At 73.5% G+C, this 16,759-nt stretch carries 14 protein-coding genes and 1 tRNA gene; 11 read left to right on the forward strand and 4 right to left on the reverse strand.

The features are described from left to right. The first annotated feature begins 4 nt into the window (after positions 1-4). Positions 5-796, forward strand: coding sequence for a DUF2785 domain-containing protein (locus tag O7542_RS09940; RefSeq protein ID WP_281606080.1), 792 nt, complete (start codon positions 5-7; stop codon positions 794-796). Positions 797-806: 10 nt separating this feature from the next. Here O7542_RS09940 and O7542_RS09945 read toward each other — a convergent pair whose 3' ends face one another. Next, on the reverse strand, positions 807-1,841 hold the full coding sequence (locus tag O7542_RS09945; protein ID WP_113974182.1) for an NAD(P)-dependent alcohol dehydrogenase: 1,035 nt from the start codon (positions 1,839-1,841) through the stop codon (positions 807-809). Between the two features lie 95 nt (positions 1,842-1,936). Between O7542_RS09945 and O7542_RS09950 the strand changes: the two genes are divergently transcribed. Beyond that, positions 1,937-2,122, forward strand: coding sequence for a hypothetical protein (locus O7542_RS09950; RefSeq protein ID WP_223201055.1), 186 nt, complete (start codon positions 1,937-1,939; stop codon positions 2,120-2,122). A 39-nt stretch (positions 2,123-2,161) separates the two neighbouring features. On the opposite strand, the gene O7542_RS09955 is transcribed toward O7542_RS09950, so the two are convergent. Next, positions 2,162-3,952, reverse strand: coding sequence for a 5'-nucleotidase C-terminal domain-containing protein (locus O7542_RS09955; RefSeq protein WP_281606081.1), 1,791 nt, complete (start codon positions 3,950-3,952; stop codon positions 2,162-2,164). Between the two features lie 152 nt (positions 3,953-4,104). On the opposite strand from O7542_RS09955, the gene O7542_RS09960 reads away from it, so the two are divergent. Then, positions 4,105-5,007, forward strand: coding sequence for an SDR family oxidoreductase (locus tag O7542_RS09960; RefSeq protein ID WP_069089623.1), 903 nt, complete (start codon positions 4,105-4,107; stop codon positions 5,005-5,007). Positions 5,008-5,146: 139 nt separating this feature from the next. Here O7542_RS09960 and O7542_RS09965 read toward each other — a convergent pair whose 3' ends face one another. Then, positions 5,147-5,797 (reverse strand): nucleotidyl transferase AbiEii/AbiGii toxin family protein, encoded by a 651-nt coding sequence (locus O7542_RS09965; protein WP_166457416.1) that lies wholly within the window; start codon positions 5,795-5,797, stop codon positions 5,147-5,149. Further along, on the reverse strand, positions 5,794-6,120 hold the full coding sequence (locus O7542_RS09970; RefSeq protein ID WP_043323958.1) for a hypothetical protein: 327 nt from the start codon (positions 6,118-6,120) through the stop codon (positions 5,794-5,796). Before O7542_RS09970 ends, O7542_RS09965 begins: the two co-directional genes overlap by 4 nt. Positions 6,121-6,865: 745 nt before the next feature. On the opposite strand from O7542_RS09970, the gene O7542_RS09975 reads away from it, so the two are divergent. The 8 genes from O7542_RS09975 to O7542_RS10010 all read left to right on the forward strand — a co-directional run bounded on the left by O7542_RS09975 (position 6,866) and on the right by O7542_RS10010 (position 16,751). Then, a complete protein-coding gene (locus O7542_RS09975; protein ID WP_281606082.1) occupies positions 6,866-7,456 on the forward strand; it encodes a hypothetical protein in 591 nt (196 codons plus the stop codon). A 302-nt stretch (positions 7,457-7,758) separates the two neighbouring features. Then, positions 7,759-11,082 (forward strand): formate dehydrogenase, encoded by a 3,324-nt coding sequence (gene fdh / locus O7542_RS09980; RefSeq protein ID WP_281606083.1) that lies wholly within the window; start codon positions 7,759-7,761, stop codon positions 11,080-11,082. Next, entirely contained in the window at positions 11,075-12,118 is a 1,044-nt protein-coding gene (locus O7542_RS09985) for a 4Fe-4S dicluster domain-containing protein (protein WP_043323965.1), read from the forward strand. Before fdh ends, O7542_RS09985 begins: the two co-directional genes overlap by 8 nt. Then, positions 12,115-13,284: an NrfD/PsrC family molybdoenzyme membrane anchor subunit gene (gene nrfD / locus O7542_RS09990; RefSeq protein WP_064445934.1), complete on the forward strand. Its 1,170-nt coding sequence runs from the start codon at positions 12,115-12,117 to the stop codon at positions 13,282-13,284. Before O7542_RS09985 ends, nrfD begins: the two co-directional genes overlap by 4 nt. Positions 13,285-13,329: 45 nt before the next feature. Continuing rightward, positions 13,330-13,425 (forward strand) — tRNA-Sec (locus tag O7542_RS09995). Between the two features lie 21 nt (positions 13,426-13,446). Then, the gene (gene selA / locus O7542_RS10000) at positions 13,447-14,739 is read left to right on the forward strand and encodes an L-seryl-tRNA(Sec) selenium transferase (RefSeq protein ID WP_104115415.1); all 1,293 of its coding nucleotides are present in this window, start codon (positions 13,447-13,449) and stop codon (positions 14,737-14,739) included. Between the two features lie 5 nt (positions 14,740-14,744). Next, on the forward strand, positions 14,745-16,508 hold the full coding sequence (selB, locus tag O7542_RS10005) for a selenocysteine-specific translation elongation factor (protein WP_281606084.1): 1,764 nt from the start codon (positions 14,745-14,747) through the stop codon (positions 16,506-16,508). A gap of 45 nt (positions 16,509-16,553) precedes the next feature. Then, positions 16,554-16,751: a hypothetical protein gene (locus O7542_RS10010; RefSeq protein WP_030503909.1), complete on the forward strand. Its 198-nt coding sequence runs from the start codon at positions 16,554-16,556 to the stop codon at positions 16,749-16,751. Positions 16,752-16,759 lie beyond the last annotated feature (8 nt).

Here is a 16,759-nt window from a genome sequence, read left to right on the forward strand (position 1 = left end):
CGCGGTGACCGACTGGGATCTCGTCTGCGGACGCGACTTCGCGGTGCCGGACGGCCGCGACCTGGACGACCTCGTCGCCGAACTCGCCGCCGCGCTGCGCGACCCCGACCCGGCGGTCCGGGACGGCGCGCCCTACGTGGTGCTGCGCACCTGGATCGCCCGGGACGTGATCGACGCCGGCCGCCGGGCGAAGCTGGGCGCGATCATGGCCGAGCGGTTCACCGACCCGGAGATCCAGGCCCGCACGTTCGCGCCGCTGGTGCTGGACATGATCGTCAGCTGGGGCGACCTCGACCCGGCCTGGCTCGCCGCGTTCAGTGCCTGGTACCCGGCCGAGACCGACCTGCGCGGGTACGACGCGACGCTCGGCTGGCTGCACGCGGTGGCCCACGGCGCCGACCTGCTGGCCACGTTCGGCCGCCACCCGTCGGTCGACCCGGCGAGCATGCTCGACCTGGCCGCGGCCCGCCTCGTCGCGCCGACCGGGCACCTCTTCGCCGAACAGGAGGACGACCGGCTGGCCCGCGCGATCGCGCTGGTGCTGGCCCGGCCCGGCCTGTCCGGCGCCGACGCGCTCGGCTGGCTGGAACCGGTCTCGGCGAGCTACGCCGCGCTGCCCCGGGGCACCACGCCGGCCCACGCCTCGAACAGCATGCGGACGTTGCGGGCGCTGTACGTGCTGCTGGACACCGGCATCGGGCCGAGCCGGGACGCCCCGGCGCTGCCGCAGCCGCACCGCGACGCGGTCAAGGCACGCCTGGCCGAGGTGCTCGCCCCGGTCTTCCAGCACGGCTGAACGCCCCCGGTCAGGGGACGATGACCGCCCGCCCGTGCACGTCGCCCCGGCGCAGCGCCTCGTACGCCTGCGGCGCCTCCGCGAGCGGGAACGTCTGCACGTCGGCGTGCAGCCGGCCGTCGTGGGCCAGCGCGATCACCTCGTGCAGTTCGGCCCGGGTGCCCCAGAACGGCACCGCCACAGCGGCCTCGAACGGCACGGGCGGCGGTTCGTCGGCGACCGGCCGGACCGGCAGCGTACCGCCGGCCAGGCCGACCAGCAGCAGCTGACCGCCGGTGGCGACGACCTGCCGGGCGGTGTCCAGGGTCGCCTGGGCGCCGACGAAGTCGAGCACCACGTCCGCGCCGTCCGGCGGCGGCCCGACCAGCTCACGGATCTTCTCCACCGCGTCCGGGCCGGCCTGCACCACGTGGTGCGCGCCGAGCCGCCCGGCCAGGTCCAGCGCCGCGGCGCTGGTGTCGACCGCGACGATCCGTACCGCTGTGGTGGCGAGCAGGATCTGCAACCCCATGTGCCCCAGGCCGCCGATGCCGATCACCACGCAGGTGGTGCCGGGCCGCAGCCGGGGCCGGGCCAGCTCCACCGCGTGGTACGGCGTCAGCCCGGCGTCGGTGAGCGGCGCGGCCTGGGTCAGGTCCATGTCGCCGACCGGCAGCAGCCGGGACGCGGGAACCACGACGTACTCGGCGAGCCCGCCGTCGCGGCTGAGCCCGACGCCGCCGACCGGGGTTACCCGGCAGCGGTTCTCCTCGCCCCGCAGGCAGGCCCGGCACCGGCCGCAGCCGATGATCCCGTAGACCGCGGCCCGTTCTCCGGGCGACCAGCCGACCACCCCGGCGCCGACCGTGTCGACGGTGCCGGCGATCTCGTGCCCCAGCGTCATCGGGATCGGGAACACGCCGGCCGGAGCGTCGAGGATGTGCAGGTCGGAGTGGCAGGCGCCGACCGCGCCGACGCGCAGCAGCACCTCACCGGGGCCGGCCTCGGGCGTGGGCACCTCCGTGTGCTCCAGCACCCCGGGCGCTGTCATCCGTACTGCGCGCATGTCTCCTCCACCTCGTCGCCGACGGTCGTCGCGGCGGCATACCCCTGCCGTGGTGGTTGATGCGCCGGCGGGACGGGCGGGCGCACAATGCGGTCATGAGTGAGCCGGCCGAGTCGTTCACCGACGAGGAGTACGCGTTCCTGCGGCACGTCCGCTTCGGCGAACTGCCGGCCCGGGTACGCCCGGAGGACCTCACGGGGTCCGTGGAGACCGAGACCCCGCCGGACCGGCCGGACCCGGTCGGCGGGGAGTCGGAGTGGCACCTGCGCGCGGGCGGCTGACGGGGCCCGGGCACCGGCCCGGACCCCGTCGCCGCACGGTCAGAAGACCGGCACGCCGTCGCGCACCAGCTTCCAGTTGGGTACGAAGAAGTCGGCCGGGTCGATGACGCCCTTGGCCTGCGCCCAGTCGATGAGCAGCTGGCGGATCTCCTGCTGGGCGTTGTAGACCTGGGTCTTCACGATGCCCGGGAAGTTGCCGCCGCCGCTGCGCCGGTAGTTGTTCACCGCCACCACGAACCGGGCGTCCGCCGCGACCGGGGTGTCGGTGCCGGCCAGCACCAGCCGGGTGATCCGCTGGCCGACCGGCTTGGCGATGTCGATGTCGTAGTCGACGCCGGAGAACACGTCGTAGTTGTAGTCCGGCACCGCCGGGTCGCTGATCGTCTCCGGGTTCACCGGCGCGCCCGCCGGCAGCGTGACGAAGTACTTCGCCGAGTACTCCAGGTACGCCTTCACCTCGGCGCCGGTCAGCACGACCGCCTCCAGCGTGTTGTCGTACACGTAGAGGCCCGCCACGTCGCGGATGCGCACGTCGCCCTGCGGGAACACCGCGGTACGGCTGAACGGCGCGGCGATGGACAGCACCGGCAGGCCCGCGTACTCGCCGCCCGCGAGCGCCTCGGTGACGACTTCGGTCTGGACGTGGTTGATGAAGTCCAGGATCGGGGTGTCCTTGTACCGCGACTCGGCGGCCGACAGCTCCACGCTGGACTGCGCGACGACGCGGTTGACGTACTCGACGGTCTTGGTGTGCTGGCCGCGCACGGCCGCGAGCACCGCCGGGTCCTCGACCACCGTGTTGGTGTTGAGCGTGGTGGCCGACTTGGCGGTGACCGTCCAGCGGCCCTTCTCCCGGGTCAGCGTGAAGTCCATCCGGGTCAGCCGCTGGCCCCACTTCGACGGCTCCGAGGTGAGGACCCGCTCGCCGGTGGTGAGGTTGGTGACGAACTTCTCCGGCACCTCGTTGTGCGCGTGGCCGAACAGGATCGCGTCGATGCCGGGGACCTGCTCGGCGATCAGCGCGGTCGGGTTCTCGTTCGGCAGCTCCGGGCCGTAGCTGGAGGTGCCGCTGTCGCCGCCGTGCGCCGAGATGACGACCAGGTCGGCGCCGCGGCGGCGCATCTCCGGCACCCACTTCGCGGCGGTGGCGACCATGTCGGCGAAGACGAGGCGGCCCTCGACGTTGCCCTTGTCCCAGATGGCCACGCCGGGGTTGGTCAGGCCGAGGATGCCCACGCGCAGCTTCGGCGCGCCGTGCCCGCCGAGCTTGACCTCCTTGATCACGTACGGGAGGAACGCCGGCTTGCCGGTCTTCGCGTTGAGCGCGTTCGCGGCCAGGGCCGGGAAGCCGAGCTGCTCGATCCAGGTGGCCAGCAGCGGCAGGCCGTAGTTGAACTCGTGGTTGCCGAGCGTCACCGCGTCGTACTTGAGGATGTTCATGGCTCGGGCCATCGGGTGCGTCTCACCGGTGCTGGTGATCGGCTCCTGCTTGGCGTAGTACGTGGCCAGCGGCGTGCCCTGGATGGTGTCGCCGGCGTCGAGGACCAGCGTGGCCCTGCCCTTGCGCTCGGCGCGGATCTGGTTGACCAGGGTGGCGAGCTTCGCGACGCCGACGTCGTTCTGCTTGCTGTCGTCGAACTCCGCGTCCTTGTAGTAGTCCCAGTTGTAGACGTTGCCGTGGGTGTCGGACGTGCCGAGGATCGTCAGGTCCCAGGTCTTCGGCTGCTTCGGCTTCGCCTCGGCGGGCGCGCCGGCCAGCAGGGGAGCGGTCGCGGCGGCGGCCGCGACGGCCAGCACCTGGCGCCGGGAGGCGCCGGAGGAGGAAGTCATGAGGTGCCTTTCCAATGGGGGGTACGCGCCTCGTGGGCGCCGTTGCGCACCATAACCACCACATGTCGCGTGCGCCACACCGGCCCGTTTTGTTTCCCCTACGGTCACGGTGCTGCTGTTTCCCCTCCGGCCACCGGGGTAGGGGCGCAGACATGAGCGAGGACCAGTTCACCCAGCAGCACCCGGCCGAGCAGTACGGACAGCGTGAGGGACAGCCCTCGCAGCAGCAGACGCCGCCCGGCAGCGAACAGCAGATGGGGCCGAAGCCCGACCACGGCGAGCAGTCGTACCGGGGCAGCGACCGGCTCACCGGCAAGCGCGCGATCATCACCGGCGGCGACTCCGGCATCGGGCGGGCCGTGGCGATCGCCTTCGCCCGCGAGGGCGCCGACGTGCTCGTCACCTACCTCGCCGACGAGGAGGAGAAGGACGCCCGGGAGACGGTCGCCCTGATCGAGCAGGCCGGGCGCACCGGCGTCGCGGTCCGGTGCGACCTGCGCGAGGAGGCCAACTGCCGTGACCTCGTCGACCAGGCGCTGCGCGACCTCGGCGGCGTCGACATCCTGGTCAACAACGCGGCGTACCAGATGTCGCAGGACAACGGCCTGCTCGACATCACCACCGAGCAGTTCGACCGGGTGTTCAAGACCAACGTGTACGCCATGTTCTGGCTCTGCAAGTTCGCCGTGCCGCACATGAAGGAAGGCTCGACGATCATCAACACGTCGTCGATCCAGGCGTTCGACCCGTCGCCGCAGCTGCTCGACTACGCCACCACCAAGGCCGCCATCGCGAACTTCACCAAGGCGCTCGCGCAGAACCTCGCCGAGCGGGGCATCCGGGTCAACGCGGTCGCGCCCGGTCCGATCTGGACGCCGCTGATCCCGGCCACCATGCCGGAGGAGAAGGTGAAGCAGTTCGGCACCGACACGCCGCTGGGCCGTCCCGGTCAGCCGGCCGAGCTGGCGCCCGCGTACGTCTACTTCGCCTCCCAGGAGTCCAGCTACGTCACCGGCGAGATCCTCGGCGTCACGGGCGGCCGCCCGACGAAGTGAGCGTCCGGTCCGGCTGCGTCTCTGGTCCCGGCTCGCCCGGCCGGCCGGTCCGGTTTGTCCCGGCTCGGTCGTCTGGTCCGGCGCGACTCGGGCGTCTGTCCGTCCGGCGCGGCGCGGCGGGGTCGTCTGGTTCCGTTGCTCAGCGGGGCCAGACGGCCATCCGGCGGCGCACCTCGGCGATGCGCGGCGCGTCCAGGCCGTAGCGGGTGAACCGCCGGTCGGCCAGCCCGTCCAGGTAGCGGCCGGCGGCGCGCACGTCCTCGTCGTCCAGCGCCGGGTCCACCTGCCGGGCCAGCTCCAGCAGTTCCGCCACGCTGTACCGGTCCAGGGCGGCGGAGACGTCGATGTAGTCGCGTACCTCCCGCCGGTTCACCAGCGCGGCGGTCTTGTTGGCGATCAGGTCCCGCACGTCCATCACCGGGCCGAAGTCCATCACCACCGGGCTGCGGTGCCGGTCCAGGCGGGCCAGGCTGAGGCGGATCTGCCGGCCGTCCCGGCTCACCACGAAGTCCCGCAGGTCCCGGTCGAAGCCGTCGAACACCTCGCCCAGGCCGCCCGGATCCGCCTCGGCCACCCGGTAGCCGGCCCGTTCCAGCGCCGCGCGTACCCCGTCGGCCGCGGCCGCGGCGGCGCCCTCCACGTCGGCGAACAGGTCGACGTCCTCGGTGGGGCGGGTGACCAGGCCGTGCGCGGCCCAGGCGACACCGCCGCCGAGCACGAACCGGTGCGGGCCGGCGGCGGCCAGCGCCACCCGGGCCACCTCCCGGTAGAAGTCGTGCGGATGGGTCACGCCGGGCGCAGGCTCCGGTGCCGGCCCTCCCAGGCCAGGCGTACGCCCCGGGGCAGGTTCAACAGCGGCCACAACCGGCGCAACGTGCCCCCGTGGATCAGCTCGCGCAGATCCTCCACCCGGGTCGTCTCGCGCAGCACGTTCTCGTACATCCAGAGCAGTTCGTCCGGGTCGGCCAGGTCGAACGCGCGCTCGCTGCTCCACATGAGGCGTACCGGCAGTTCGACGATGCCGGTGGTGGGGCCGGTCAGCTCGTCCAGGGTGCGCGCCACCACGGCGGGTCGCCCGGGCCGGGCGAGGTACGCGTGCGCGGTGGCCGACATGGCATCAGGGTAACCCCAACCCGGCCAATCACCCCCCTCCCTTCCGTGCCTCCCCCTTCCCACCCTCCTCGCCCACACCGCGTCGATCATGAAGTTGACGGCGTGGGGCGTCCGGTTTGTCGCCGGCAGCGCTCAGGGCCGGAGATCTTGGAAGATTTGGGCACCTATGGCAGCCATTTCCTTCCAAGATCTCTCACGGTGGCGCGTGCACGTGTTGACGTCCGCCCTGCCGGGAGATCTTTATGGGGGCCGTTCGTCCAAGATCTCTCGCGGACCCCGCTGTGCCGCCGGGTCTGCCGTCGGCGGCCCGACCTTCCACACGATCATGAGGTTGACGGTGACAAACCGGACACGAGGTGCCGCCAACCTCATGATCGACGCGGCAGGGACGCCCGGGCGTTGGCGTGCGCGGGCCGAGCGGTCGGCGGGCTGCGACGGCCGGAGTGGGGAGAGCGGGGCGTGTCGGGGAGGGAGTGTCCGTTTGCGTCGGGTGTCTGATTTCGGGGTGGTCGGGGACACCCGCACGGCGGAATCGCCTGCGGGGCCGGGGCGTTATATCTGGTGAACGACCGCAGCAGCGTCCCCCGGCGCCCCCGGAATGATCCCGGGGCGGCGGTCGTTGGACATGTCTCCGGCCCCCGCAGCCACGGGCAGCGAGCCGGATCCCCCCGAAGACTTCTCTGAGCGCCTGACGGTGCCCACGCACTCGCCCCCGGGTGCGTCGACCCCCGAATGGAGCCCCCTCATGAACACGATCCTGCGCAAGAGCATCCTCGGTATCGCCGGTCTGACCGTCGCCGGTGGCCTCGCCGCCGGCCCCCTCAACCACGACACCAGCACCCCCACCACCCGCAACGCCGCCGCGGTCACCACCACGCAGGCCGCGAAGCTCGACAGCGCCGCGCTGATCCCGCACGGCGTGCAGGGCACCCAGTCCCGCATCGACCTCGACGACGAGCAGACCGCCAACGTCAAGGCCATCATCGCGGCGACGAAGAAGGCCGGCATGGACGAACGCGCCGCGGTCGTGTCGATCGCGACCGCCCTGCAGGAGTCGAAGCTGGAGAACCTCGGCCACCTCGGTGACCGCAACGACCACGACTCGCAGGGCCTGTTCCAGCAGCGCCCCTCCAGCGGTTGGGGCACGGTCGAGCAGATCACCGACCCCGAGTACTCGACCATGGCGTTCCTGAAGGGCCTGAAGCAGGTCGACGGCTGGCGCGACATGCCCCTGACCGTCGCCGCCCAGACCGTCCAGGTCAGCGCGTACCCCGACCACTACGCCCAGTGGGAGCAGCAGGCCGCCGACCTGGTCGCCGAGCACTGGAACAGCTGACCCGGCGGTGACCGGGGTCACGAGGAACGAGCGGAAGAACCGTGACCCCGGTACCGTTGTGCAGAGCGTCGGTGTGTCCAGTGTCCCCGGGCCTCACCTAAATTGCCTTCGCGGAATACCGTTCGGCTGGAGCCGCGTCGCGCCACTCGCCGAGAGGCGACATGCACACCGACGCCCAGAGCCGCCCCGGCCATTCGGCCGGGGCGGCTCTGTCTGTGGGCTCGACTCGCACGCCTCCGGCGGCTGGCCTAGGGTGAGAAGGAAGAGGTGAGAGCCGTTCTCGACGCGGAGGGGGTGCCCGGGTGGGTCTGAAGACCTTCATCCAGGGGTGGCCGGTCTACCGGCAACTCACCGGCACCGATCCGCTCGGTCGCGGCGCCGCCGCCCAGTCGGCGCGCTCCGCCGCGCTGACCGCCCGCACCGAGACCGCCGACGGCATGGCCCGCTCGGTCTGCCCGTACTGCGCGGTCGGCTGCGGGCAGCGCGTCTTCCACTCCGACGGCAAGGTCACCCAGATCGAGGGCGACCCGGACAGCCCGATCTCGCGCGGCCGGCTCTGCCCGAAGGGCTCGGCCAGCAAGAGCCTGGTGACCAGCCCGCTGCGCCAGACGAAGGTCCGCTACCGCCGGCCGTACGCGACCGAGTGGGAAGACCTGGACCTCGACGTCGCGCTCGACATGATCGCCGACCGGATCCTCGCCGCCCGCGCGGAGACCTGGGAGGACGTCGACGACGAGGGTCGTCCGCTGAACCGGACGCTCGGCATCTCCAGCCTCGGCGGCGCGACGCTGGACAACGAGGAGAACTACCTCATCAAGAAGCTGTTCACCGCGATGGGGGCACTCCAGATCGAGAACCAGGCCCGTATTTGACACTCCGCCACCGTCCCCGGTCTGGGGACCAGCTTCGGTCGCGGCGGCGCCACGGACTTCCAGCAGGATCTCGCCAACGCTGACGTCATCATCATCCAGGGCTCGAACATGGCCGAGGCCCACCCGGTGGGTTTCCAGTGGGTGATGGAGGCGAAGAAGCGCGGCGCGAAGGTCTTCCACGTCGACCCGCGGTTCACGCGCACCAGCGCGCTCGCCGACACGTACCTGCCGATCCGGGCGGGCACGGACATCGCGCTGCTCGGCGGCGTGGTGCGCTACATCCTGGACAACGAGCTGGACTTCCGGGAGTACGTGCTGGCGTACACCAACGCGGCCAACATCGTCAGCGAGCGGTTCGCCGACACCGAGGACCTGGACGGCCTGTTCTCCGGCTACAACCCGGACACCGGCTCCTACGACCACGCCAGCTGGCAGTACGAGGGCCAGGAGGACAACGCCAAGATCCGGGGTACCGGCAAGGAGCGTGACTCGGCTTCCGGGCTGGAGCACGAGTCGCACGGCGAGCCGGTGCCGGCGCAGGCCCCGCGGGACGAGACGTTGCAGCATCCGCGCTGCGTTTACCAGATCCTGAAGCGGCACTTCTCCCGCTACACGCCGGAGATGGTGGCCCGCGTGTGCGGCATCCCGGAGGAGAAATTCCTCGAGCTGGCGCGTGCCTGGACGGAGAACTCGGGGCGGGAGCGCACCGGCGCGCTCGTCTACTCGGTCGGCTGGACGCAGCACAGCGTGGGCGTGCAGTACATCCGCACCGGCTCGATCATCCAGACGCTGCTGGGCAATATGGGCCGTCCGGGCGGTGGCATCCTGGCGCTGCGCGGTCACGCCAGCATCCAGGGCTCCACCGACATCCCGACGCTGTTCAACCTGCTGCCCGGCTACCTGCCGATGCCGCACCACGCCGACCACCCGACGTTCGACAGGTGGGTGGACAGCATCCGGCACCCGGGGCAGAAGGGCTTCTGGGGCAACTCGCGGGCGTTCGCGGCGAGCCTGCTCAAGGCGTACTGGGGTGACGCGGCGACGCCGGAGAACGACTTCTGCTACGGCTACATGCCCCGGATGACCGGCGACCACGGCACGTACCAGCAGGTCCTGAACATGATCGACGGCAAGGTGAAGGGCTATTTCCTGCTCGGCCAGAACCCGGCGGTCGGCTCGGCGCACGGCCGTGCCCAGCGCCTCGGCATGGCCAACCTCGACTGGCTCGTGGTCCGCGACCTGTTCATGATCGAGAGCGCCACGTTCTGGAAGAACGGCCCGGAGGTCGCCACCGGTGAGATCGTGCCGGAGGAGTGCCGTACCGAGGTGTTCTTCCTGCCGGCGGCCTCGCACGTGGAGAAGGAGGGCACGTTCACCCAGACGCAGCGGCTGCTGCAGTGGCGGGAGAAGGCCGTCGACCCGCCGGGCGACGCCCGCTCCGAGCTGTGGTTCTTCTACCACCTCGGCCGCGTGCTGCGGGAGAAGCTGGCCGGCTCCACCGAGCGCCGCGACCGGGCGCTGCTGGACCTGGCCTGGGACTACCCCACGCACGGTCCGCACGCGGAGCCGAGCGCCGAGGCGGTGCTCAAGGAGATCAACGGGTACGAGGTGGCGACCGGCCGCCCGCTGAACGCGTTCGGCGAGGCCCGCGACGACGGCTCGACGGCGATCGGCTGCTGGATCTACTCCGGCGTCTACGCCGACGGGGTGAACCAGGCGGCCCGCCGCCGGTCCCGCCACGAGCAGGACTGGGTGGCCGCCGAGTGGGGCTGGGCGTGGCCGGCGAACCGCCGCACGCTCTACAACCGCGCCTCCGCCGACCCCGAGGGCCGGCCGTGGAGCGAGCGCAAGAAGTACGTCTGGTGGGACCCGGATGCCGGCGAGTGGACCGGCTACGACGTGCCGGACTTCGAGAAGACGAAGCCGCCGTCGTACCGGCCGCCGGAGGGCGCCTCCGGGCCGGCCGCGCTCGCCGGTGACGACCCGTTCGTCATGCAGGGCGACGGCAAGGCGTGGCTGTACGCGCCGAGCGGCGTCCTGGACGGCCCGCTGCCGACGCACTACGAGCCGGCCGAGTCGCCGATGCGCAACCCGCTCTACGGTCAGCAGGCCAACCCGACCCGCAAGATCTACGAGCACCCGATCAACCGGATGAACCCGAGTCCGCCGGAGCCGCACAGCCAGGTCTTCCCGTACGTGTTCACGGTCAGCCGCCTCACCGAGCACCACACCGCCGGTGGGATGAGCCGTACCGTGCCGCGCCTGGCCGAGCTGCAGCCGGAGATGTTCGTCGAGGTGTCCCCGGAACTGGCCGACGAGGTCGGGCTGGCGCACCTGGGCTGGGCGCACCTGATCAGCGGCCGCGCGGTGATCGAGGCGCGGGTGCTGGTCACCGATCGGCTCACTCCGCTGCGGGTGGACGGGCGGATCATCCACCAGGTGTGGCTGCCGTACCACTTCGGCACCGAGGGTCTGGTCACCGGCGACTCGGCGAACGACCTGTTCGGCATCACGCTGGACCCGAACGTGCTCATCCAGGAGAGCAAGGTCGGCACCTGCGACATCCGGCCCGGCCGTCGTCCCACCGGTCCGCCGCTGCTGGACCTGGTCGGCGACTACCAGCGGCGGGCCGGGATGACGCCGGACCGGAAGATCCCGCTGGTGACCACCGACGCGGCCGGCGGGGACGACGCCGCCGGCAGCACCGACGAGCAGTCGCCCGCCGCGCACCAGGACGGGGAGCCGCATGCCTGACGCCAACAGCCTGTACGGTCCGCTGGACCCGGCCCCCGACGCGGGTTGGGTCGAAGCGCCGCCCCGGATGGGCTTCTTCACCGACACCAGCGTCTGCATCGGCTGCAAGGCGTGCGAGGTGGCCTGCAAGGAGTGGAACGGCGTCCCGGACTCCGGGTTCGACCTGCTCGGCATGTCGTACGACAACACCGGCGCGTTGACCGCGAACTCGTGGCGGCACGTGGCGTTCATCGAGCAGCCCCGGCCGGCCGGGCACCGTACGCCGCCGTTCGCCGGTGACCCGACCGGCCCGGCGACCAGCCCCGCGTCCGCGGCGGTCGGCGCGGGCACGGCCCCCGACACCGGCACGAATCCCGGTCTGCCGCCGGGGCGGCCGGAGGCGGCGGCGCGGATGGCGGCCGGTCCGGAGTTCCTCGGCATGCCCGGCGCGCAGCCGCCCGGGCGGGACAGCGGCGCGGAGACCCGCACCGACTTCCGCTGGCTGATGATGTCCGACGTGTGCAAGCACTGCACGCACGCGGCCTGCCTGGACGTGTGCCCGACCGGTTCGTTGTTCCGCACCGAGTTCGGCACGGTGGTGGTGCAGGAGGACATCTGCAACGGCTGCGGCTACTGCATCTCCGCCTGCCCGTACGGCGTGATCGACCAGCGCAAGGGCGACGGCCGGGCGTGGAAGTGCACGCTGTGCTACGACCGGATCGGCGCGGGCATGACGCCCGCCTGCGCGCAGGCGTGCCCGACCGAGTCGATCCAGTACGGCCCGCTCGACGAGCTGCGGGAACGGGCCGCCACTCGGGTCGCCGCGCTGCACGAGCGGGGCGTGCCGGAGGCGCGGCTGTACGGCCACGACCCGACCGACGGCGTGGGCGGCGACGGCGCGTTCTTCCTGCTGCTCGACGAGCCGGAGGTGTACGGGCTGCCGCCGGACCCGGTGGTCACCACCCGGGACCTGCCGAAGATGTGGAAGCGGGCCGGGTTCGCCGCGTTGGCCATGGCGGCGGCTGCCGTCGCCGCGTTCGTCGGAGGATCGTCGTGAGCCCGGACCGCCCGGTCGGTGACCTGTTCCGCCGCTTCCGCGAGCGCCTGTCCACGGGACCGGAGGACCGCGGCGCCGCCGAGCGGGAGAACGGCAGCCGGGCCACCGCGGCCGGTCCTGGCGTGGGACGCACCGACGCGGGTTCCCGCGACGCGCGGCTGGCCCCGCACCCGCCCCGCGACGCGGCCCCGCGCCGGCGCGGCAAGGGTGGTGGTGAGCAGCTCAACGTGCCGCCGGCCGAGTTCACCTCCTACTACGGCCGGCCCGTCCTCAAGCCGCCGGTGTGGCGGTGGGACATCGCCGCGTACCTGTTCACCGGCGGTCTCGCGGCCGGCTCGTCGCTGCTGGCCGCGGGCGGGCAGCTCACCGGCCGCCCGGCGCTGCGCCGCGCCGGCCGGGTCACCGCCCTGGCGGCGGTGGGCGCGAGCACGTACTTCCTGGTCAACGACCTGGGCCGGCCGTCCCGGTTCCACCACATGCTGCGGGTGGCGAAGGTGACCTCGCCGATGTCGGTGGGCACCTGGATCCTCAGCGTGTTCGGCCCGGCCGCCGGGCTCGCCGCGATCGCCGAGGCGGCGCCGCTGCTGCCCGAGCGCGGCGTGCTGGGGCTCGGCCGCCGGCTGCTGCCCCCGGCCGGGCACACCGCCGGTGTGGTCGCCGCCGTCACCGCGCCCGCGCTGGCCACGTACACCGGGGTGCTGCTGGCGGACACGGCGGTGCCGTCGTGGCACGAGGCGTACCCGGAACTGCCGGCCATCTTCGCGGGCAGCGCGCTGGCCAGCGGCGCCGGTGTCGGGCTGGTGGCCGCGCCCTGCGCCCAGGCCGGTCCGGCGCGGCGCCTCGCGGTCGCGGGCGCGGCGATGGAGCTGTGGGGTTCGCACCGGGTGGAGAACCGGCTCGGGCTGCTCAGCGAGCCCTACACGCAGGGCACACCCGGCAAGCTGCTGCGCGCGGGCCGCGCGCTGACCGCCGCCGGTGTGGTCGGCGCGCTGGTCGGTCGCCGCAGCCGGGTGCTGTCCGCGCTGTCCGGCGGCGCGCTGATCGCCGCGTCGGTGTGCACCCGGTTCGGGATCTTCCACGGCGGCGTCGCCTCGGCACGCGATCCGCGGTACACGGTGGTGCCGCAGCGCGAACGCGCCGACCGGCGGGCCGCCGACCAGGTCTGACACCTCCCCGGGCGGCCTCCCGTCCGCTGTGGTTGACTGCTGCGTGGAGGCGTTCAGGCGGCTGGTGCCCCTCCCGGTCTTCAAAACCGGTGTGGTCCGGGACCCGGGCCAGGCGGGTTCGATTCCCGTCCGTCTCCGCCAAACCGTTCCCGGGAGTGCGCGATGCGTGAGGTCGACCCGCGACGGCGGGTGCCGCGCACCGACGCGCTGCTCGCCGATCCCGCGCTGGCCGCCGCCGCCGTGACGCTGGGCCGCGACCGGGTCAAGGCCGCGATCGTCAGCGCGCAGGACCGCGCCCGCCGCGGCGAGCTGACCCCCGATCAGGTACGCGACGCGGCGCTCGCCGACCTGCCCGGCCGTACGCCACGCGCCGTGCTCAACGCCACCGGCGTCGTGCTGCACACCAACCTGGGCCGTGCCCCGCTCGCCCCGTCCGCCGTGGACGCGCTCGTGGCCGCCGCCGGGCACACCGACGTGGAGCTGGACCTGCGTACCGGACGGCGGGCGCGGCGCGGCCGGGAGGCGCTGGACGCGCTCGCCGCGGCGGTGCCCGACGCCGGGGCGGTGCACGTGGTGAACAACGGCGCCGCCGCGCTGGCGCTGGCCGCGACCGCGCTCGCCGCCGGCCGGGAGATCGTGGTCAGCCGCGGTGAGCTGGTCGAGATCGGCGACGGGTTCCGCCTGCCCGACCTGCTGGCCAGCACCGGCGCGCGGCTGCGCGAGGTGGGCACCACCAACCGCACCACGCGCGCCGACTACGAAGCCGCGATCGGCGAGCACACCGGGTTCGTGCTGAAGGTGCACCCGTCGAACTTCGTGGTCACCGGCTTCACCTCGGCGGTGCCGGTCGCCGAGCTGGCCACGCTCGGCGTACCGGTGGTGGTCGACATCGGGTCGGGCCTGCTCGCGCCCGACCCGCTGCTGCCCGACGAGCCGGACGCCGCCACCACGCTGCGCGCGGGCGCGCACCTGGTCACCGCCAGCGGCGACAAGCTGCTCGGCGGCCCGCAGGCCGGTCTGCTGCTCGGCGACGCCGACCTGGTGCACCGGCTGCGCCGGCACCCCCTCGCGCGGGCGCTGCGCGTCGACAAGCTCACCCTCGCCGCGCTCGCCGCCACCCTGTACGCCCCGACCACGCCCACCCGCGACGCGCTGCACGCCGACCCGGTCCGGCTGCGGGAGCGGGTGGAGCGGCTGCGTGACCGGCTCGGTGAGGACGGCTGCAAGGCCGAGGTGGTGCCCAGCGCGGCAGTCGTCGGCGGCGGCGGGGCGCCCGGCGTGGAGCTGGACTCGTGGGCGCTGAGCCTGCCCGAGCGGTACGCCGAGCCGCTGCGCGCCGGCGACCCGGCGGTCCTCGGACGGGTGCTGCAGGGCCGGCTCCTGCTGGACCTGCGCGCCGTGCCGGAGGGCGCCGACGACCGGGTCCGTGTGGCCGTGCTGAGCGTGGAGGACTGACCGGCATGTGGGTGGTGGCCACCGCCGGGCACGTCGACCACGGCAAGTCGACGCTGGTGCGGGCGCTGACCGGGATGGAACCGGACCGGTGGGCGGAGGAACGCCGCCGGGGCATGACCATCGACCTCGGCTTCGCCTGGACCACGCTGCCCTCCGGCGGCACCGTCGCCTTCGTCGACGTACCCGGGCACGAGCGGTTCGTGCCGAACATGCTCGCCGGTGTCGGCCCGGTCCCGGCCGCGCTGATCGTGGTGGCCGCCGACGAGGGCTGGATGCCGCAGTCCGCCGAGCACCTGGCCGCGCTGGACGCGCTGGGTGTGTCGTACGGGCTGCTCGCGGTGACCCGCGCGGACCTCGCCGACCCCGGACCGGCGACGGCGCGGGCCCGCACGGAGATCGCCGCGACGTCGCTGGGCGAGGTGGAGGCGGTGCCGGTCTCCGCGGTCACCGGCGCCGGCTTGCCCGAGCTGCGCGCCGCCCTGGACCGCCTGACCGCCCGGCTGCCCGACCCGGCCGCTGACGCGCCGGTGCGGCTCTGGGTGGACCGGGCGTTCACGGTACGCGGCAGCGGCACCGTGGTCACCGGCACGCTCGGCGGCGGCCGGCTGCGCGTCGGCGACGAACTGGAGCTGGCCGGCACCGGCGAGGCGGTGCGGGTACGCGGACTGCACTCCCTCGGCGCCGCGCACACCGCCGTCGAGGCGGTGGCCCGGGTCGCGGTGAACCTGCGCGGCCTGCCCCGGGACCGCGTCGGGCGCGGCGACGCGCTGCTCACACCCGGCCGGTTCGGGCGTACCGACCTGCTCGACGTGCGCCTGTCCGGCGACCCGGCCGCCGACCTGCCGGCCACGCTCATGCTGCACGCCGGCTCGGCGGCGGTGCCTGCCCGGGTCCGGCCGCTGGGCCCGGACACGGTCCGGCTGCGCCTGGCCCGGCCGCTGCCGCTGCTCATCGGGGACCGGGCGCTGCTGCGTGACCCCGGCCGGCACCACGTCTGCGGTGGCGTCACGGTGCTGGACGTGGACCCGCCGCCGTTGCGCCGCCGGGGCGCGGCAGCGGCCCGCGCGGCCGTGCTCGCCGGGCTGGACGGGCGCCCGGACCTGGCCGGGGAGCTGCGCCGGCGGCTGCTGATCCGGGCCGGGGACCTGACCCGGATGGGCGTGCCGCCGACCGCGACGCCGGTGGCCGGGCAGTGGCTGGCCGACCCGGAGCACTGGCGGGACCTGGGCCGCCGCCTCACCGAGGAGGTGACCCGGTACACCGCCGAGCATCCGCTCGCCGCGGGCGTACCGGTCGACGTGCTGCGGCACCGGCTCGACCTGCCCGACCGCGCGCTGGTGACGGCGCTGCTGGGCCCGCCGCTGCGGCTGCGCGACGGCCTGGTCACCGCCGCCGGGCAGCACACGCTGCCCGATCCGGTGGCGCGGGCGGTGGACCGGGTCCGGGCCGAGTACGGCGACCGACCGTTCCAGGCGCCCGAGGCGCACCACCTGGCCGACCTCGGGCTCGGCCCCCGCGAGATCGGCGCCGCCGTCCGGGCCGGCGCGCTGCTGAAGCTCGCCGAGAACGTGGTGCTGCTCCCCGGCGCCCCGGACGACGCGGTACGCGTGCTGGCCGGGCTGCCGCAGCCGTTCACGCTCAGCGCCGCCCGGCAGGCGCTCGGCACCACCCGCCGGGTGGCGGTGCCGCTGCTGGAGTTGCTGGACCGGCGCGGCGCCACCCGGCGGCTGCCCGACGACGCCCGCGAGGTGCTCCGCCCGCCGGGCTGACGCAACAGGCGTCGCCCGCCCGCTCCGGTCACCTACCGTGACGCCATGGACCCTTCCGCGGTCTGGCGGGACAAGAACCACAAGTGGCGGATCGAGGCGTACCGCGCACCGGACCTGAGGTTCGCCATCTACGCCACGAACGGCCCCACCGAGTCGGCGCCGCTGTGGCTGTTCGGGATGGCCGCGCTGGCCCGCTGGCTGATGACCCACGCGATCTCCCTGGACGACCTGGAGACGGACTGACACCCGGA

This window comes from Micromonospora sp. WMMC264 (assembly GCF_027497275.1).
In the GTDB taxonomy this organism is placed as follows: domain Bacteria; phylum Actinomycetota; class Actinomycetes; order Mycobacteriales; family Micromonosporaceae; genus Micromonospora; species Micromonospora chalcea.